This is a genomic window from Hymenobacter sp. (assembly GCF_036387835.1).
Lineage (GTDB): Bacteria > Bacteroidota > Bacteroidia > Cytophagales > Hymenobacteraceae > Hymenobacter.
The window spans coordinates 45541-63378 of the sequence record NZ_DASVSY010000088.1 but is presented as its reverse complement, the minus strand read 5'-3'; the positions used below and the strand labels follow the sequence as shown (position 1 = coordinate 63378).

The window sequence follows — 17838 nt, the reverse complement described above, 5'->3', positions numbered from 1 at the left end:
TATAGCAGATTCAAGAACGGTGTAGCTGTTCGCGACTAGGCTGCGTAAGCGGTTGTATGCAAGCCTATTCTTTGGATTTACGCCAGCGCGTGGCCCAGGCGTGCGCTGAGCCGGGGGCGCGGCAGGCGCAGGTGGCGCAGCGCTTTTGCGTGAGCGTGGCCTTCGTCGGCAACCTGTTGCGGCGGCAGCGACAGACTGGTCAGGTGGCCGCTTTGCCCGGCCGGGGCGGACCGCCGCGCTGCCTGAGTGCGGCGGCGCAGGCGTGGCTGGTGGCGCAGGTCGGGCGGCAGCCAGATGCAACGCTGGCGGAGCTGCGTGACGGGTTGCTGGCCGAAAGCGGTCAGTGGGTGAGCCTCGGGGCGGTCTGGCGCGTACTCGACGAACACGGGCTGCGCCGCAAAAAAAAGCCTGCACGCCACTGAACGCGATACGCCCCGCGTGCGCGCGCTGCGAGGCCAGCATGTGGAAGCCATCGCCCCCCGCCGCGATGTGCACCGGTTTTACTTTTTGGACGAGACCGGCGTGCGCCTGGACTACTGTCGGCGCTACGGACGGGCACCGCACGGCCGGCGCCATGCCGCTCAAGCGTGGGCGGGCACTGACGCTGATTGGGGCGCTGGGCGTGCGTGGTCTGACGGCCGTGCAGGTGCTGAACGGGGCGCTCAACCAGCGCAGCTTCGCTTTTTATGTGGGCCGGGTACTAGGGCCACAATTGCGACGCGGCGACGTGCTGGTACTCGACAACCTGCCCGTACACAAGCTCGGCGGGCTGCCGCAAGAACTGGCCCGGCGCGGTGTCGAGGTGCTGTTTCTGCCGCCCTATTCGCCCGATTTTACGCCGGTCGAGCAGGCCTGGAGTAAGCTCAAAACCAAGCTGCGCCAAGCCCAGGCCCGCACCCGCGAAGCACTCGAAGCCGCCATCCAGACCGCCGTGGGTTGGATTACGAGCGCAGACGCCAAAGCGTGGTTCAATCACTGTGGATATCACGTACACCGTTCTTGAAACCGCTATATATCGCGCAGCTCGTAGTAGTTGGCGTGCGCACCGTAGATGCGCGGGAGTTGCTGTTGCTTCAGCAGCAGCTTGGTGCGGCTGATATGGAAGAACTGCGACACCACAACCACCGATGAAAAGTGGCGGACTTGGGCTGTGGCCGCAAAGTTGCGGGCCGTAGCCTGCGTGGTATTGCCCACATTATCAACTAGTATCGCCGCCGATGGTACGCCGTGCGCTACTAGATACTGGCGCATTGCGGTGCCCTCATAATGGCCTTCTTTGCCTAAACCGCCACTCACGAAGATGGTGGGACTTATGCCGGCTCGGTATAAGTCCAGGGCTTTGTCTAAGCGGCCACGCAAACGAGGTGAAAGAGTGCCATCAGCATTGACGGTGTTGCCGAGCACTAAAAGGCAATTGGCCGGTTGCGCATTGTCGGTTAAGCCGTCGATGGTAGTAGCGGCAACATGTAGCAGAAACCAACTGCCAAGCACCAGGGCAACCCGTTTGGCGATATACGTTGCCGATTTCAAGGAGACTAGTACCTGCTAGATAGACGTAGAAAATGCGTGAGTTACCGGCGTGGCGCTACTCGAAAAAGCATACCGAGCCGCCAACCCAATCCTTGTTCTTATTGAAGTCTACGCCTATCATGGCGCCGCGGCTGAGGCGGCCTAGGTTGGTGAGCAGGGTGGGGCGGGCGTCGCCGTCGGGCCAGCCGTAAAGCATCCGAATTTCGCACTTTACCAGCCCATCCGGCGATTGAACAACGGGTTCGTACTGCACTTTGCGCTGCAACAAGAAGTTATGCTTGTCGGGTATGGCTTCCAAGTTGGCAGCGGTTACGTCGAGTTTTACGCCGCTACCCGCGAAGGAAAACAGGGGCTTAAGCACGTAGTTTTCCAGGTCGACGGGGTAGGTGGAAAGTTGGTCGAGGCGGTAACTCGGGGGAACGTAGGGACTGTGGAGTAGGGGCAGCGTGTACTTGCTGATGCGAAAAAACCAGTTGGGGTGACCCACCCATTCCACATCCACGTCGTCAGTCAGCTCGAACTCGGTTTCCAAGCCGGGGTAGTGCGCCAACTCATCGAAAATGACCCGGTTATAAATGCGCCGAACAGGGACGCGACGACCGTCTTGCTCGTAATAGAGCTGTCGGCCCTCCTTGCGTACCTTGGTCAGGCACACGGGCGCTACACCCAAGGCGCGTTTGGTTAGCTCGAAATCAATCCGCGTCTTTTGTTTTTCCGGAAACAGCTCCAACAAGATTACATTCTCCGGGTTTTCATGGGCCACAATCAGCTGCCGGAGCTTCGCTATGTAATCGGCGGAGCTAAGGCCCTGGAAAAGGTGCGAAACCGAATCGGGCACCGGAAAAAACCGACGATAGACATCCTGGAAGTAATCCTGGAAGGCATATAGCGAAGGAAAGCCTTGCAATTCAATGAGCTGCGGCTCCAGCTCCCCGCTGGCGTTCCGGCATACTGCGTAGTCGATAGCCAGAAACGAAGTGTGCGCATTCTCGTTTGGCACGCGAAGCGCGGGCGGTACAGCCTGCTCGGTACGAGCCTTGAAGTCGGGCGCCGTCAGCACATCAAGTATGCTCTCGCCAGCCAGCACCAATTTATCGCGTAGGGCAGCTGGTACAAAAATCGGCGTCTCCGCTAACCGGAACTCCAACTGACCCGGCAACTCCTGCTCTATCGTGCGCAACATTTCCTGGTAGCGCTCGGGGCTGAAGGCTTGGTTGTATCGGGCGCGGAATTCAGGAATCATAGCGTAAGAGAAGAGAGGAATTTTCTGTAAAAATCAAGTGCCCACTCGTTTGTTGTTCCGAGGCAGGAGGAAGCTGAGTGGAGCCGTTCAACGACTTAGCTCAGCTTCCTCCTGCTGCTTGATGCGCGGAATGTCGGAACGACAAACGTGGTACCTAATACGTCACGCCGGCGGGTTGCTGCTCGGCGGCGATTGGGGTTAGGACCGCAATGGCTTGCCGCAGGAAAGTGGGAATAACGAGAGATTCTGTGAGCTCAATGGTTTCGGGGTCTTGGAGCAGGCGCACCATTTCCTCGTATTTCGCTTCGCCGTGGTTGGCAATGATCTGCTCGCGTTTCTCGGTGGTTTGGAAGTGGCGCAGCATACCCTCACCATCGGCTTCGGGGTGAAACTGCGTGCCAATGATTTCGGGCGTGAACCGAATAGCCATGATAGCCCGGTCGAGGGGCACGTGAGGGCGCTCCTTTTCCATAGCCAGAATCTTGATACCAGACTCCGTCAAGCGGGCTTCGTCGGGCTCGGTGACCTGGTAGTCGCGCGAATCGACGGAGAAGAAGGGCTCCGGGAGAATGTGCAGCAGCGAATCAGCTTCACCATCTTCGGTTTTGTGCATCGGGAAGATGCCAAACGAAGTGGATTTGCGCTTGCTCAGCAAGCCTACCTTTAAATGCCGGCTCACCAACTGAAACGAGTGGCAGATCAGAAAAACATGCTTCTTCTGGTCGTGCTCCTTGTTCCAGGCAAACAGGCTGTCGATGAGCTCGAAATAAGGTTTTTCCCATGCTTCCTCGGTCGGGAGCGGGCTGCCCGGACCACCGCTGGAAATGTAGATATCGTAGCTCAGATCGGGCACTTCTACGTTGGCCCGCACATTGAATACATCGAAGGAAAGGCTGACGGGGCTGGTTTCTTGTGTCCGGCGCACGAGTTGGAGAATACAGCGCATGCCCTCATTAGGAGCATTGTTGTACATATCCAGAATGGCAATTTTAAGAGACTTCATACAGTAGAACCCGCCCGGTGGCTAGGGTATTTTGAAACAACGATTAGCTGCTCCTATAAGTAATAGGTTAGTGGCAGCAAAAAGCAAAAGTACAAAAAATGAATATTGATTAGTTTTGATGCAGTGTCGGCTTCATAGGGGCAGAAAAGCTCTCTGCAACAACCAGCGGCACTGCATCAAAACCGGATCGGAAAGGAAGGAAACGACATCCGGGCGCCTAGCGTTTCCTAAATCCGTGATTATAAACCGTGTGTGGTTTCGGACACAATGAAATCCACCACCTTTTTCAGGTCGTTGGTTTCCTTGAACACCTTGAGCTGCCGGTCGGCGCCGGTGCCCATTTCCAGCATTTCAAGCACATATTCCACCTCGTGGCGGCTGCCGAGCTCGTCCAGTACATCGTCCACAAACTCCAGCAATTCCATAATCAACTCCCGGGTCGGCACTTCCGATTCTTTCCCGAAATCAATCATTTTGCTATCGATGCCGTAACGCGCCGCCCGCCATTTGTTTTCGTTGATGAGGGCTTTGCGGTAGAGCCGGAAGTTAAGGTTCTGGCTCTTGAGCTTGTAGATTTTGGCTACCAGGGCTTGCATTACGGCGGCTAGCGCCACCGTTTCGTCTACTCGCAGCGGCATGTCGCAGATGCGGTATTCGATGGTGTCGAAGAACGGGTGCAGGCGCAAGTCCCACCAAATCTTTTTGCCATTATCGATGCAGCCCGTTTTTACCAGCAGCGCAATGTATTCGTCGTACTCGCTGGCGCTGCTGAAGTAGTCGGGAATACCGGTGCGCGGAAACCGCTCAAATACCTTGGTCCTGAAAGACTTATAGCCCGTTTCACGCCCTTCCCAAAACGGCGAGTTCGTGGATAAAGCGAAAATGTGCGGCAGAAAGTAGCGCAACGTGTTCATCACGTACACGCCCAAGTCGCGGTTTTCAAGCCCGATGTGCACGTGCATACCAAAAACCAGGTTGGAGCGGGCGGCTTCCTGTAGTTCCTCGACAATCTTATCATAGCGGGCATCAACTGTAATCGGCTGGTCTTGCCAACGGGAAAAGGGGTGGGTACCGGCCGCGGCTATTTTGAGTCCGACTTTGTCGGCCAGGTCAATTACCATGCGGCGCAGATGCGTGACTTGCTCCCGCGCCTCCGTGATGTTGTGGCAAATCGTCGTGCCGACCTCTACCACCGACTGGTGCATTTCGGCCTTCACCTGTTCCTGCAACACCACTTTGCCGCCCTCCACAATCTCCGACATATGGGAGCGTAAGTCACGGGTTTCGGGATCTATCGTCTGAAATTCCTCTTCTATTCCGAGCGTGAACTGGGGCATGGCTAAGGTGGTATAAATGGTCAATAACTATCATTCCGACATTCCGTGCATCAAACGGAGAGAGGAATCTGAGTGAAGCCGTTCAACGAATTAACTCGGATTCCTCTCTCCACTTGATGCACGGAATGTCGGAATGACAGTTCAATAAACGCTACCTATTCGTTCTTTTTCTTGGCTTTGGGCTTGGCCTCGTCGTCTTTTTTCGCCGTGGCCTTCTTGGCCGGTGCAACGGGTCCGCCCGCTGAGTTTCGTACGAACGTGCCCCAAGTCAGGTTATCGCGGCCGGCCTTGTAGGTTTTGGCGCGGCTGATGGCCAGGTTGGCAGCGGCCTCCACCACCCACTCGAAGTTTTGCTGGCCTACGGAATTTACATCGGCATCGGGAGCAGGGTTGCCGAAGTCGATAGCCAGCGGAATACCGTCACGCACCGCAAATTCTACGGTGTTGAAGTCGTAGCCAAGGCCTTGGTTGAGCTTGAGCACATAGTCTTTCATGGTGGCCAGTAGCTTTTTGCCGGCTTGGCCCGTGGTTTTCATTTCGGTGGCGTAGCGCAGATGTGGCTGGTTGCGCGGCTCGTAGGGCATGACAAGCACTTCTTTGCCGCCGATGCAGTAGCAGCGGAAGTAGTCGGTGAAATCCACCGCTTCCTGAAGCAGCATCACCAGCTGGCCGGTTTCGTCGTAGGCGCGGTGGAAATCATGAATGTTATCGAGCTTGTACACGCTCTTCCAGCCGCCCCCGGAGTGGGGCTTCATATAAGCCGGAAAGCCGATTTTGGCGAAAGCCTCGTCCCAATTGGTCAATTCCAGGTTGCGAAACGAGTTGTGGCTAGTATCGGTGGGACGCTCTTTGGAAGGCAGCAGCAGGGTGCGCGGCACCGGCACGCCGAGCTGCACGGCCAACGCATTATTGAAGAACTTCTCGTCGGCGCTCCACCAGAACGGGTTGTTGATAACCGCCGTGCCCGTTAAAGCGGCATTTTTGAGGTAGGCCCGGTAGAAGGGCACATCCTGCGAAATCCGGTCTATGATAACAGCGTAATCGGTTGGTACGGCCTGCTCCACCTGGTTGATGCTAACAAACTCCGCCGCGAAGCTGCCGCCTGCTTTCTGGTTTACGCGGTCCACGAAGGCTTGTGGGAAGGTGTTTTCCTGTCCGAAAAGAATGCCGATTTTTTTCATAAGCTGAGCCCGAAAGGAAGAGTTCGGGCAGGGTTAAAGTGGAAAGTACAAGCGGAAATCCGCCAAATAAACTCTTAAATCTGTGACAAATATCGTGGAAACATCTCCCGCCACACCGGCCAGTCGTGGGTGCCGAAGGGGTTTACATCCAGCCAGTGCCGAATGCCTTTGCGGTGCAAAATATCCGACATCTGGTAATTCGAGTTTTTACAGAAGTCGTGTTCGGCGGTGCCAAGCACAATATTCATCTGGTAAAAATGCTCGTTTTGCGCATCCGGCATGAAGTCGGGCGGGTTGTTGTAGTAGACGTTCTCGTCGTAGTAACCATCCAGAAACTGCCGGATATCGAAGGCGGCGCCCATGGTGAACAGGTGGGCCACTTGCTCGGGATGGCGGAAGGCGAAGTTCATGGCATGAAAGCCACCGAAACTGCAACCGGCCACGCCTATTTTGTCGACTTGGCACTCGCGCTGCAACATGGGCACCAATTCCTGGCTCACCATCCGGTCGTAGCGAATGTGATTTTGCACGCGCTCGGCCGGATGCAGATGTTTGCCGTACCAGGTGTGCTTATCGACGCCATCAAGGCAGTAGAACTTGAACTTGTGTTTGTTGGCAAACCACTGCACGGCTTCTATGAGCTTGAAATCCTTGGCCTCGTAGTAGCGCCCCATGGAAGTAGGGAAGAGTACGATGGGGTAGCCAAGGTCACCGAAGACCAGCATCTCCACCTCATGGCCGAGGTTGTGCGAATAAAAGGGGCGGTAAGCTTCCTGCAAAATTGGGTTGGCTTAGGTGAACAACAACAATAAGAAAAGAATAAGTTGAAACTTATTGAAAATCTCTGCGCTATTCTTTTTTCCGCCTAAACGGCTAATACCAACGTGGAGGTTATTGTAACCATCAACAATTTTACTTTTGTGGATGTATTTGCCAATTGATTCTGAGCGCCGCAGCGCCCTGCAAGTAGTGCGCGACACCACGCTGCATTCCCGTTTCTTGGGTCGCCCCGTCGTGCTGGAGGTGGTGCTGCCGCCTGGCTACGACCCCGCCGCGCCTACCCGCTACCCCGTACTCTACCTCAACGACGGCCAGGATTTGCGGCGTCTGCGTTTGCCCGCCACGCTTCGGCAGCTCTACCGGCAGCGCCAGTTAGAGCCGTTTGTGCTAGTGGCCATTCATGCCCACGAGCGTATTCAGGAATACGGCACGGCCGCGCAGCCCGACTACCTCGGCCGGGGCAGCCGGGCCGGCCGGTACACCGAGTTTGTGTTGCACGAGCTGCTGGCTCACGTTCGGCAGCACTATTACGTTTCCTCCGACCCCAACCAAACCGTGTATGCCGGCTTCTCTTTGGGTGGCCTCACTGCCTTCGACTTCGTGTGGCACCACCCCGAAGTAGCCACGCGGGCCGGGGCCTTCTCCGGCTCGTTCTGGTGGCGCCGCCGGGCCATAGAAGATGGCTACACCGACGCCGACCGCATCATGCACCGCCTCGTGCGGGCCCGCCCCGCGTACCTCGACCACCGCTTCTGGCTGCAAACCGGCACCCTCGACGAAACCAACGACCGGAACCACAACGGCATCATCGACTCCATTGAAGATACCCTCGACCTGATGGCGGTGCTGGTTCGCCAGGGCCTGCCCGATGCCCGCATTCGCTACGTGGAAGTAGCTGGCGGCCGCCACAATCAGCATACGTGGGGCCACCTGCTGCCCGACTTCCTGCATTGGGCCTTCGGCACGCCGGGCACCCGGCCGCCGCTGCCCGTATTGCAGGTCGACAAAAGCCCGCTGACCAGCCCCTGGACTAATCGGCAACGGCTCAACCGGCGGCGGCACCACGGCAGTAAGGTTTTTTCTCAGTACTTAGAGGCCTCGGTTCAACCCATTGCCCCTATGTCGTCTTTTCTTCGCCCTGTCGCCGGCCAGTACAACGAGTACTATGACACCTACATTAGTTTAGTGCCTGAGGGCACCGACCCCTTAGTACAGCTCCAGCAGCAACCCCAAGTGTTGCGGCGCCTCATCAGCCACCTCACCGACGAGCAGGCTCTCTTTGCCTACGCGCCCGAAAAATGGAGCATCAAGGAAATGCTGGTGCACATACTTGATACGGAGCGCATTTTCGCCTACCGGGCCCTGCGTATCGCCCGCGGCGACCAGCAGCCTCTCGCCGGCTTCGACCAGGATGAGTACGTGCCCCTGTCAGGAGCCAACGACCGTACCTTGGAAAGCATTCTGAAGGAGTACGACACCGTGCGAGCTGCCACGCTGAGCTTGTTTGAGTCGTTTCAGCCCGGCGCCTACGACCGGATGGGGGTGGCCAGCGGCTTCCCGGTGAGCGTGCGGGCTTTAACCTTTATTTTGCCGGGGCACGAAGCTCACCATCTGCATATATTGCAGGAGCGGTACCTGCCACATTTGCCGGCGTAGCAAGCAACACGCCGCCCGCAGACTGCGTTATTTCTTTTACCTCACATTCCTAAAACCCTCACACCATGGCTAAAGCGCAAGACGCCCGCAAAGAAAAAAAGAAAGAGCCTGTTAAAACTACAAAGGAAAAAAAGGCGGCTAAAGAAGAGAAAAAGCAAACTCGCGCCCGGAAACAGGAATAACGTAAATAGTGGAAAGGCCTAAACTAAATTTATTGTTTAGGCCTTTTTATTCATTTCCAATGATATGTAATATCGAGAAAACATAGAGCAAGAGTAGTAAAACGAATAGGATATAAAATTTTATAAAACACTTGAAGGTCAGGGATTTGAAGGCAGGAAAGAATGAAGACCAGTTTTTTAGGCTAAGAAACTGCCGGGTAAATTCTAGAACGAATAAAACCATCTACAATTATTAGCCCTGAGAATTATTAGCCCTGAGAAAATAATAAAAAGATACTTGGGAGGTTGAAGTTTTTTGAATAGAGAATAATTGATTTGCTCTAATTGTTGTTGAGAATAAAAACTTCCTGGAAATAGAAAGAGAAAATTTAGCTACTACGCGCTGGGGGATACATAATCTGAAGCAAGCAGAATAGCAGAATAATTTATAGTGTGTAATACACTTCCTTCCCTTTATCGTGGTGTTTGATATAGCCGTGCAGTGTCAGCTTAATGAGCGTGCGGTAGGCGCGGCGCTGCCCGATGTTGAGCAGTTTCATGTATTGGGGCAGCGTAATGCGCGAATTCTGCCGCAGATATTCTAATACGGCCAACTCTTCTTTGTTGAGCGGTAGCTTCTCCAGGCGCGGAAAAGCTAACTCATTGCGCTTCAAAGCCTTTTCGGTGAGCTGGCTGGTTTGCACGCTTTCGTCGCGGACGCGCACGTAGCCGCGCCAGTCGCCGTCGGCTACTTGGGCGCGGTGAGGCTTATCGAGGCTTTCCGGTACCGTTACAACGAGTACTGTTCGGCCTTCTTCCTCTATTTCTTTGATTCTGAGCTTCAGGGGTGGGTCGGCGTAGTGCTCGGCAGCTTGGCGTAGCAGGTACATTTCCTCTTCGGCGTCGCGCACACCTACGATGCGGCCGTCATCGTCGACACCTACCAGCACCTGGCCGCCGTGGGTGTTGGCCAGTGAAACTAAGGTGCGCGAAATGCGGGTGGGGTGGGTGGTTTTCTTTTTGAATTCCAGTTGCTCCCCTTCACCCCGACGAATTAAAGCGTGCAGGTCAGACATGTAGCATAAGCTTTAGCTTGTGCCGTTGCGGCACGAAACGTACGTACCCCATGCGAAATAGTCCGTTCCTTGAAAACAACAAAAAGCCAGAACTGCCAGTTTCGGTTTGCCGAAGAGTTGAGAGCTAGCCTCCGTCAACGATTTCACTTCTTTATCTACGTGTTTCCAGCTCGGATAGGTTGGCGTGTATATCTAACGCACGCCGAATCGGGTGCTACAGCGCTAGTCCGGTTTCCTCTTCTGAAATTCGCCAAAGCCGCGCCGCGTCCGTGCGGTTTTGTGAGCGGGAAGAACTCCGGCCGGGCCGCGAGTTTTTAAAGTAGGAGCCGTTGACCTTGGCCACTTCCGGAGCGGTAGCCAAATACAAAGTAGTTTCGGCGCCTCGCTCCGGACTAACCATAAAAGGTTTGGCGGGCCACCAAAGCGCCTTCATGGCCCAAGGGCTATGCGCATGAATCAACCCCGTATCCACTAAACCGGGGTGCAGGCAGTTAGCGGTTACGGTGGTAAGTTCGAGGCGGTAGGCTAGCTCGTTGGTGAACAAGATATTTGCCAACTTAGAATCTGCGTAGGCAGTAAGCCAGCTGTATTTCTCGGGGGCGTTGCGAACTTCCTGCGAAAACTCAATCTCGCCAAACCAGTGTGCCTCCGACGATACCGTGACAATCCGCCCGGTTTCGGCCGCTGTCAAAAGGGGAAGCAGCAAATGAGTAAGTGCGAAGACTGACAAATGATTGGTCGCCCAACTCAACTCGTGGCCCTCCGAGGTGAGGACGTGCGGGCCCGGCATGATGCCGGCATTATTGACCAAAATATCCAGCTTGCTGTATTCGTGCGTCAGGTCGTCGGCTAGCTGCCGCACATTGGCCAGCAACGATAGGTCGCAGACGCGGACATCGAGTTGTGCGTGGGGAACGGCAAACTGAATGGCAGTGCGGGCGCGCTCAAGTTTTTCACGGTTGCGAGCCACCAAAATCACCTTGGCCCCGCGCCGGGCTAGCTCGCGGGCAGTTACCAAGCCAATGCCGCTACTAGCGCCGGTAACTAATGCGGTTTTATTAGTAAGAGAAGAAACCCTAGAAACAGCCATGTGCGGCGAATACGGTGGAAGCATAAGCAAGCAAGAACCTGCCTGCCAATATGGGGCTATTAACGAGAGAAAGCCGAACGAAAGTTTACTGGCTTCAAGCAAAAGCAATTGCTAGGCTAGTTCAAGTCGCAGGGTAGATAGAAGATGAAAACAGCTTTACTTTTAAAAAAAGCTTTTCGTGACAACTAAAATAGTTAAGTATAATAAGCCACTTACCAAGTTCAAGCCGATAGCCGCCCATAAAAAGTTTCTACGACTATATTCTGATGCTGAAGACGGCTGCCAGTTTAGAGCCGAAAGAATGATCATCCAATAAAGCAGGTGATTAGCGTAGAAGCATTGCCATAAAAAATTGCCGTGTTTAGCTCGTACGCCCGTTTCGTACACAAGCATAAACAGCAAAAAGCCGATTCCGGCGCATAGCAGAGAAAATTGGTGCGGAACGCGTTTCAGCCAGTCCGGACGCAAATAGTAGGCTAAAGCGGGAAGTGCGAAAGAGCTACAAAATCGGAGCAAGGCACGGCTCCAAGGCAGGTGAGGCATAGCGTAGCGCCAACCAGCAGGAAATGCCAAGGCCAAATGGATCTTCTCGCCAAGTGTAGTTTGTGAGTACAAGGCAAGCCATACTACTTGGCCAACTACCAGCAGCACAACAGGCAGTAGTGCGATGCCCAATGGCAGCACTAGCGTGTGCCACCGGTGCCAGGGCAACTGTGAAACGCGCAGTAGGGCGTAGGTAGGTATAAAAACAAAAGCAAAACTCGGTTTAAAGAACGCGCCTACCAGCAGTAAAACGCCAATATATGCTTCTGTTCGCAAGCTTTTAGCTTCGCCCTGCAACTGACGCAAACCCAGGCCAAAAACAGCAATAACCCATGGCAAGGCGCTGATCCAGGTGGAATTGTGGTATACATTGGGTGGGATCAAGCCGATGTAGAAGGGCGACCTCGACACGAGAACTGGAAATACCAGGCAGGAAGTAATAGCAGCTACTAAAACAGTAGCTGCTTTGGAAGCGGAAAGAGTTGCTGTAGCCCGGCCACAAATTATCTGCGCTCCCACCAAACCTGACAAGTAAACCGCTGTTCCCCAACAAGCACCAAGAAAAACAACCGCTATCTTTGAAAGCAAGGTGTAGTTGCAGGAGAAACCTGCTAGCAGCCACACAACAAGATAGAATCCGCCGTTTGCTGGTATGGTTTGATGGTCGGTGCAAACTTGCTGCGCCAAGTATTGCAAATGAATTTGGATATCTGTTGGTACATTCTCAACAAGAATGATGTACCAGTAATAAGCAGTCATCAAGCCGCCAAACAACAAACTGCTTGCCCACAGGCGTCTGCGGAAGCGGACAAGTAGCTGATATGGCAGATCGGAAGTGGAAGGCACTTAATGAGCGTAAGCTGTAAGGAGTATCGGCAAGAAGAATGAGTATAAGCTATTGCGCTGGCTACTGCAACACCATGGGTATCACTAAGTGGACCGCTACTATGCCACGTTTAAAATTTTACAGATTTTGCCGGGTAGAATTTGTCCCGCGCACTTATCACGAAACCCATACTGCCGAGCGCAAGAGCAAAAATGCCGCTTCCTTTTTGGAAGCGGCATTTTATAGATTGGCAAACGCCAACGGATCTAGCTTAGAAAGGCAGGTCGTTGTCGTCGTCTGAGGCAATTGGGGCGGCCGAAGCGCGCAGATTGGGGTTCTGGTTGGCGGCCGGCGCCGGCGCAGCGGCGCGAGGAGCTGCTTGCTGGTAACCACCACCCTGAGGAGCCGCAGCACCACCGCCAGCGGCGGGCTCGATGCGCCACGCTTCCAGGTTGGTGAAATACAGCATCTGACCATTTTTGTTGAAGCCGCGGCCCCGGAGGTTGAAGGCAATTTTTACCTCGTCGCCCACTTTGAAGGGGTCGATAAGGGCGGTTTTATCCTGCACCAATTGGAACTTGATATGCTCAGGGTACTGGCCATCTACAACTTCCAGCACGAACTCGCGCTTGCGGAATTTCTCGCTCACCTGCTGTTCATCGAAGATTTCGTGCAGGCGGCCGGTAGCATCGTAAGCCATAAGGTAAATATTTTGGGGAGTGAAAACAGTAATTCAAACGTACGAAAAAAAACGGGCTTAGGCCATCCAACTTGGCTGCGGTTGAGGTCAGTGGCCTGCGTACCTTTGGCTTATCTTTTCTTTTTGCCTCTGATTTTTACTGCGCATGAACCATCCTCTCGCCCTCGCCATCCACGGAGGTGCCGGCACTATTTCTCCCGCTCTCATGACGCCAGAAAAGGAATTTGCCTATCAAGCCGCTCTGCGTGAGAGCCTGGAAGCGGGCTACAACATCCTGCGCCAAGGCGGCCCCGCCCTTGATGCGGTAGAAATGGCGGTGCGTAGTCTGGAAGACAATCCGCTCTTCAACGCAGGGCGGGGGGCGGTATTTACCCATGAGGGGCATCAGGAAATGGATGCCGCTATCATGGACGGGCGCAACCGGGCGGCCGGCGCCGTGGCCGGAGTGCGTACTGTGCAGAACCCCATCCGGGCGGCGCGGCTGGTAATGGAGAAAACCGACCACGTACTGCTAGCCTATCCGGGCGCCGACGAGCTGGCACAGGAGCATGGTCTGCCTACGCAGCCCGCCGAATATTTTTTCACTGAGCACCGCTATGCTCAACTGCAGGAAGCCCTGCGCGAAGGCCGCATGCGCCTCGACCACAGCCAGGCTTTGGCGACAGCCGCACCGCTCGAAGAGCCAGCGGCTTTTCCCAACGAAGACCCGAAAAAGAAAATGGGCACCGTCGGCGCCGTAGCCTGCGACCAACTCGGCAACTTGGCCGCCGCCACCAGCACCGGCGGCATGACCAACAAGCGCTACTCCCGCATCGGCGATTCACCTATCATCGGCGCCGGTACCTTCGCCGACAACCGTACCTGCGCCATCAGTTGCACCGGCCACGGCGAGTTTTTCCTGCGTGCTATGGTAGCTCACGACATTAGTTGCCTCATGGAGTACCGCGGGCTGAGCTTGGCCGAAGCCTGCCGCGTGGTGGTGCACGACAAGCTGGCACCGGTAGGCGGTGAGGGCGGCCTCGTAGCCGTGGACGCGGCCGGTAACGTGGCGCTGCCTTTCAATTCTGAAGGTATGTACCGCGGGAGCATCACGCCCTCCAACCTCTACATCGGGATTTACAAAGACTAAGAGTTGATTTGAAAAGGAAAAAAGAACGTCATGCAAGGGCGCAGCCGAAGCATCTCGCCTGTTGATGTCTAAATTAGTAATTTAATGTCAGCGCGCGAGATGCTTCGGCAAGCGGATGCTAGATCGAGCATGACGTTCTATTCAAATAGACACTGACTTGGAGGGTTTTTCTGCACCCATATATATAAGGTATAGACTCCGAAGCAGCGACATGGTGTTTCCGCAACAAAAAGCCGCGTTTCCTGGCAGGAAACGCGGCTTTTTGTTGCGGAAATAGAAACTTGTCTATTGAACGTCCGTTGACACGGAAGGAGAGGGAGTAACAGTTGAATCAGCCGTGAGTTGATCCGATTCGGCGGCTTCAAGCAGCAGCTTTAGTTCGGGGTAGAATTCGCGTTGCGTGACATCGTACACGTTGCCCTTTACTAGCACGTGCAGCAGCATGTTTTCGATGGAAATGGCTTCGCCTTTGCGGGCGGCATGGGCATTGTTGTGTTCCAGCTTGTGCCCATCCATAATAACGACGAGGTTCGAGCCGATAGCTTCGAACTGATGGCCGCCCGTAATGAGTACCCCCGTGTCCTCCCCGAGCCCGATACCAATCAGCTTGGGATGCAAGGCCACCGCCTCAATAAGCCGCCCAAACCGGCCGCGCTTCACAAAGTGCGAATCGATAACCACGTTGTCAAGCAAACCTAGGCCGGTGCCCATCTTCACGGCTCCTTTCATCAAGGAATCTGGCACGCTGCCGCCCGCAATCATGGCCTGCGACATGGCCATGGCCCCGGCCGAGGTGCCCGCAATAACAAAGTTGGGCGACTCCTGGTAGCGCTGCTTCAACACCCGCAAAAACTCGGTGCCGCCAAACATTTGAGTGAGGCGCGACTGGTTGCCCCCGCTAATCATGACTACGTCGGCGAGGCGTAACCGCTCCACGTACTCGGGCTGCAGCGCGTCTTCGGGCGTGCGGACGTCCATGATGCCCACCTGATGGCAGTTGAGCATGGCAAACGAAGTCACGTAAATCTTGGCCACCTCTTCCGGAATCATAGAGGCCGTAGTGATAACCTCGATGCGCGGATCCTCTTTCCCTGATTCGAGTACCACCCGTTTTAGGATACCGAGCTCGAAAAAGTTGAGGTAGTATTTCTTTTTCGTACGAGGGTTAGGGTAAGTGCCCTTGTCTTCATTGCCGCCGATGGCAATAAGCTTACCCAATGGTTTGGAATTCTTCAACGCAAAAATCAAACTAGTACAACACAAAACAAGAAACCGGAGCTGCCCGGGGAGCAAGCTTCGAGCCAGGCAACTCAACGGTACCTACAAAAAACAACTCACCAGACCAGATTCCTAGCTAGTGGTAAAAAGATCACTACATTTTTATGTGGGCTATGGTGCCCATGTCGTTACCTAAGGTGCGTCTGATTAAGCTTGCCCGACTAAAGAATCGAAGGTACTGGTAGCAACGGAGTGGTAATTGGGGCGGGCTATAGCGTAAAGCCGCCGCGCCCGGTCCAAGCCAGCAGGAGTCGCCAACAGCGCCTTATAGAGCGGGGTTAAAAACTTGCGCCGGCCCACATGGGTCAGGAACTGGCGTAGGGCTTCGTCGGCAGGAGAGTAGCCGGCCCCGATGGTGTGGGGGAACCACGCCGCCAGAATTTCGGCATTGCCGGACTTCGTGAAGTTGAAAGCAGTGTCCAGGTCCGCTAGCTTTTCCGCCGGCAAGCCCTTCGGTAAGTTGTGCAGGAAGTGCACCCACTCGTGGCTGCTCCAGTTGGAAGTGTTTAAGGTGGTGGCTGGAGTGCCTTGCTGCCAGCTTTGCAAGGCGGCTTCCACGGCCTCGAAGCGCGATGAGCTTACGGGTGGAGCCACCGCCGGAATGCCGGGGCCGTTCACCCATGCCTCGAGTTGAAGCTTCTCTTCTAGGCTAGGCTGCTTGTCGAGCAGCTCGTGCCGCAGATAGGTCACAAACGAATGGGTGTCCATGCTCTGGAAGCTATGGCGGGCGAAGTATTCTTTAATAAAGGTATCGAGGGCGGGCCGGCCTATCAGGTGTTCGAGGGTGAGTAGGAGGTAGTCACCTTTCTCGCAGGCAATATCGTTGAGGCCTTCGTCGGGGTCGCGCCCGGCCAAGTCGAGGTGCAGGTGGGTGTCTTTGCTGTCGGGCCCAAGCTCCTTGATGGTGTGCTGCAAGCCGGTGTGGCCGAGCACTTGCAGCATGTCGGAGTAGGAGCGGCCGTATAGTTTTTCCATAATCCGCCGCTCGAAGTAGACCGTGAAGCCTTCGTTGAGCCAGAAATCATTCCAGGTGGCATTCGTAACGAGGTTGCCGCTCCAGGAGTGGGCCAGTTCGTGTGCTACTAGGCTGGTCAGGCTCCGGTCGCCAGCCAGGATAGTAGGTGTTACAAATGTTAAACGCGGGTTTTCCATTCCGCCAAACGGAAAAGAGGGCGGTAGCACCAGCAAATCGTATTGGTCCCACCGATAAGGGCCGTAAAGGCTTTCGGCTGCGGCTACCATGTTTTCCAGATCCTGAAACTCACTAGTGGCAACTGGCAGCGTTACAGGTTCGGCATAGATGCCGGTGCGGGCGCTTAGCGGCTCGAATGCTACGTCGCCCACGGCCAGCGCCATGAGGTAGGCCGGAATAGGCTGAGCCATTCGGAAGCTGTACTCGCCGGTGGCATTACGAGCCTGTGGGTTCTCGGCGCTCATCAGGGCGAGCAGTTCGGCGGGTACGTGCACATTGGCATCGTACGTGAAGCGCACACCCGGCGAGTCTTGACATGGTATCCAGGTGCGGGCCAGGATGGCTTGCGACTGTGTGAACAGAAACGGGTGTTGTCGTCCGGCAGTTTGCTCGGGGGTTAGCCACTGCAGCGCGGCAGCCCCGGGAGTGGTGCGGTAGCGAATCGTTGCCTGCTGCGTGTCGGGCTGAATGGCAATCCGCAATTGCTGCCCGAGTACGGGGTCCGCCGCGCCCAACGAAAATTCGGTTGGCTCCCCGTCCAAGCCACCGAGCAGAACGGCTTCGATATCCAGGTCGCGCGCATCGAGTAGCAGCTCGGTAGTGCCGGTATGATTGATTATTTGCCAGGTGGCGTGGCCGGCCAACGTGCGGGCCGCGAAGTCAACAACTAAGTGGAGGGCAAGGTGCTGTACGCTTACCTCGGCCGGCCGGGCGTGGCTGTGCGGATCAGGCGTGAAGTGCGGGGCTGTAGGAGCAGGGGTAGTGGACATAAGCGAAGCAGAAATGCAAGTAAAGGCCGTGATCCTAACGGAACCTAAAGAAGCCGCAAAGGTAGTTAAACCACTTGCGCCCGTCCGGATAGCTGTTCTTGGAAGTGAAGCCTGAAGGCCATGAGAGGTTAAGCGAAATGCAGGAGGCGCTAAGTGACGGCCTTTACAATAGCTGGTGCGAATAACAAGTGTATCGGCAAAACCCGCTAACTTGCAGGCAGTGGAGAATACTGCAAAACGAGCAACTTATCAACTCGGAAATCAGTAGAACGCGCAACTAACTGTTCGGTTGGTTTTGGATAGCTTTTTGCACCAGCCCCCGCAGTAGGTAATCGTTCGTTCT

Annotated in this window: 16 protein-coding genes; 4 read left to right on the top strand and 12 right to left on the bottom strand. The window is 55.2% G+C overall.

The window, feature by feature from the left end:
• Nucleotides 1–56 precede the first annotated feature (56 nt).
• Nucleotides 57–422 (top strand): transposase, encoded by a 366-nt coding sequence (locus VF639_RS17210; RefSeq protein ID WP_331147169.1) that lies wholly within the window; start codon nt 57–59, stop codon nt 420–422.
• A 65-nt stretch (nt 423–487) separates the two neighbouring features.
• Nucleotides 488–1003, top strand: coding sequence for a transposase (locus VF639_RS17205; protein WP_331147168.1), 516 nt, complete (start codon nt 488–490; stop codon nt 1001–1003).
• A 5-nt stretch (nt 1004–1008) separates the two neighbouring features.
• On the opposite strand, the gene VF639_RS17200 is transcribed toward VF639_RS17205, so the two are convergent.
• From VF639_RS17200 to VF639_RS17175, 6 genes are all read right to left on the bottom strand, one after another.
• Complete coding sequence (locus VF639_RS17200) at nt 1009–1530, bottom strand: YdcF family protein (RefSeq protein WP_331147167.1); 522 nt, start codon at nt 1528–1530, stop codon at nt 1009–1011.
• Between the two features lie 55 nt (nt 1531–1585).
• The gene (locus VF639_RS17195) at nt 1586–2773 is read right to left on the bottom strand and encodes a hypothetical protein (protein ID WP_331147166.1); all 1188 of its coding nucleotides are present in this window, start codon (nt 2771–2773) and stop codon (nt 1586–1588) included.
• A gap of 154 nt (nt 2774–2927) precedes the next feature.
• The gene (locus tag VF639_RS17190; protein ID WP_331147165.1) at nt 2928–3776 is read right to left on the bottom strand and encodes a type 1 glutamine amidotransferase; all 849 of its coding nucleotides are present in this window, start codon (nt 3774–3776) and stop codon (nt 2928–2930) included.
• A 239-nt stretch (nt 3777–4015) separates the two neighbouring features.
• A complete protein-coding gene (locus VF639_RS17185; protein ID WP_331147164.1) occupies nt 4016–5113 on the bottom strand; it encodes a carboxylate-amine ligase in 1098 nt (365 codons plus the stop codon).
• Nucleotides 5114–5268: 155 nt separating this feature from the next.
• Nucleotides 5269–6294, bottom strand: coding sequence for an ATP-grasp domain-containing protein (locus VF639_RS17180; RefSeq protein ID WP_331147163.1), 1026 nt, complete (start codon nt 6292–6294; stop codon nt 5269–5271).
• 74 nt (nt 6295–6368) lie between these two features.
• Nucleotides 6369–7073, bottom strand: coding sequence for an alpha/beta hydrolase-fold protein (locus VF639_RS17175; RefSeq protein WP_331147162.1), 705 nt, complete (start codon nt 7071–7073; stop codon nt 6369–6371).
• Between the two features lie 145 nt (nt 7074–7218).
• Between VF639_RS17175 and VF639_RS17170 the strand changes: the two genes are divergently transcribed.
• On the top strand, nt 7219–8730 hold the full coding sequence (locus VF639_RS17170; RefSeq protein ID WP_331147161.1) for an alpha/beta hydrolase-fold protein: 1512 nt from the start codon (nt 7219–7221) through the stop codon (nt 8728–8730).
• A gap of 607 nt (nt 8731–9337) precedes the next feature.
• Here the strand turns inward: VF639_RS17170 and VF639_RS17165 are convergent.
• From VF639_RS17165 to VF639_RS17150, 4 genes are all read right to left on the bottom strand, one after another.
• Nucleotides 9338–9967, bottom strand: coding sequence for an ATP-binding protein (locus VF639_RS17165; RefSeq protein ID WP_331147160.1), 630 nt, complete (start codon nt 9965–9967; stop codon nt 9338–9340).
• A gap of 214 nt (nt 9968–10181) precedes the next feature.
• A complete protein-coding gene (locus tag VF639_RS17160) occupies nt 10182–11057 on the bottom strand; it encodes an SDR family NAD(P)-dependent oxidoreductase (RefSeq protein ID WP_331147159.1) in 876 nt (291 codons plus the stop codon).
• A 162-nt stretch (nt 11058–11219) separates the two neighbouring features.
• Complete coding sequence (locus VF639_RS17155; RefSeq protein ID WP_331147158.1) at nt 11220–12446, bottom strand: hypothetical protein; 1227 nt, start codon at nt 12444–12446, stop codon at nt 11220–11222.
• A 251-nt stretch (nt 12447–12697) separates the two neighbouring features.
• On the bottom strand, nt 12698–13126 hold the full coding sequence (locus tag VF639_RS17150) for a DUF3127 domain-containing protein (RefSeq protein WP_331147157.1): 429 nt from the start codon (nt 13124–13126) through the stop codon (nt 12698–12700).
• 145 nt (nt 13127–13271) lie between these two features.
• Between VF639_RS17150 and VF639_RS17145 the strand changes: the two genes are divergently transcribed.
• The gene (locus VF639_RS17145) at nt 13272–14255 is read left to right on the top strand and encodes an isoaspartyl peptidase/L-asparaginase family protein (protein ID WP_331147156.1); all 984 of its coding nucleotides are present in this window, start codon (nt 13272–13274) and stop codon (nt 14253–14255) included.
• Nucleotides 14256–14540: 285 nt separating this feature from the next.
• On the opposite strand, the gene VF639_RS17140 is transcribed toward VF639_RS17145, so the two are convergent.
• Both VF639_RS17140 and VF639_RS17135 read right to left on the bottom strand, forming a co-directional pair.
• Entirely contained in the window at nt 14541–15491 is a 951-nt protein-coding gene (locus VF639_RS17140; protein WP_331147155.1) for a cyanophycinase, read from the bottom strand.
• A gap of 189 nt (nt 15492–15680) precedes the next feature.
• On the bottom strand, nt 15681–17495 hold the full coding sequence (locus VF639_RS17135) for a M1 family metallopeptidase (protein WP_331147154.1): 1815 nt from the start codon (nt 17493–17495) through the stop codon (nt 15681–15683).
• Nucleotides 17496–17838 lie beyond the last annotated feature (343 nt).

Excerpts from the sequence above, each read along its gene's own strand:
- VF639_RS17190 (WP_331147165.1), bottom strand. The coding sequence starts at position 3,776 with ATGAAGTCTCTTAAAATTGCCATTCTGGATATGTACAACAATGCTCCT.
- VF639_RS17150 (WP_331147157.1), bottom strand. The coding sequence starts at position 13,126 with ATGGCTTACGATGCTACCGGCCGCCTGCACGAAATCTTCGATGAACAG.
- VF639_RS17170 (WP_331147161.1), top strand. The coding sequence starts at position 7,219 with ATGTATTTGCCAATTGATTCTGAGCGCCGCAGCGCCCTGCAAGTAGTG.
- VF639_RS17180 (WP_331147163.1), bottom strand. The coding sequence starts at position 6,294 with ATGAAAAAAATCGGCATTCTTTTCGGACAGGAAAACACCTTCCCACAA.
- VF639_RS17165 (WP_331147160.1), bottom strand. The coding sequence starts at position 9,967 with ATGTCTGACCTGCACGCTTTAATTCGTCGGGGTGAAGGGGAGCAACTG.
- VF639_RS17205 (WP_331147168.1), top strand. The coding sequence starts at position 488 with ATGTGCACCGGTTTTACTTTTTGGACGAGACCGGCGTGCGCCTGGACT.
- VF639_RS17195 (WP_331147166.1), bottom strand. The coding sequence starts at position 2,773 with ATGATTCCTGAATTCCGCGCCCGATACAACCAAGCCTTCAGCCCCGAG.
- VF639_RS17145 (WP_331147156.1), top strand. The coding sequence starts at position 13,272 with ATGAACCATCCTCTCGCCCTCGCCATCCACGGAGGTGCCGGCACTATT.
- VF639_RS17160 (WP_331147159.1), bottom strand. The coding sequence starts at position 11,057 with ATGGCTGTTTCTAGGGTTTCTTCTCTTACTAATAAAACCGCATTAGTT.
- VF639_RS17185 (WP_331147164.1), bottom strand. The coding sequence starts at position 5,113 with ATGCCCCAGTTCACGCTCGGAATAGAAGAGGAATTTCAGACGATAGAT.
- VF639_RS17210 (WP_331147169.1), top strand. The coding sequence starts at position 57 with ATGCAAGCCTATTCTTTGGATTTACGCCAGCGCGTGGCCCAGGCGTGC.
- VF639_RS17135 (WP_331147154.1), bottom strand. The coding sequence starts at position 17,495 with ATGTCCACTACCCCTGCTCCTACAGCCCCGCACTTCACGCCTGATCCG.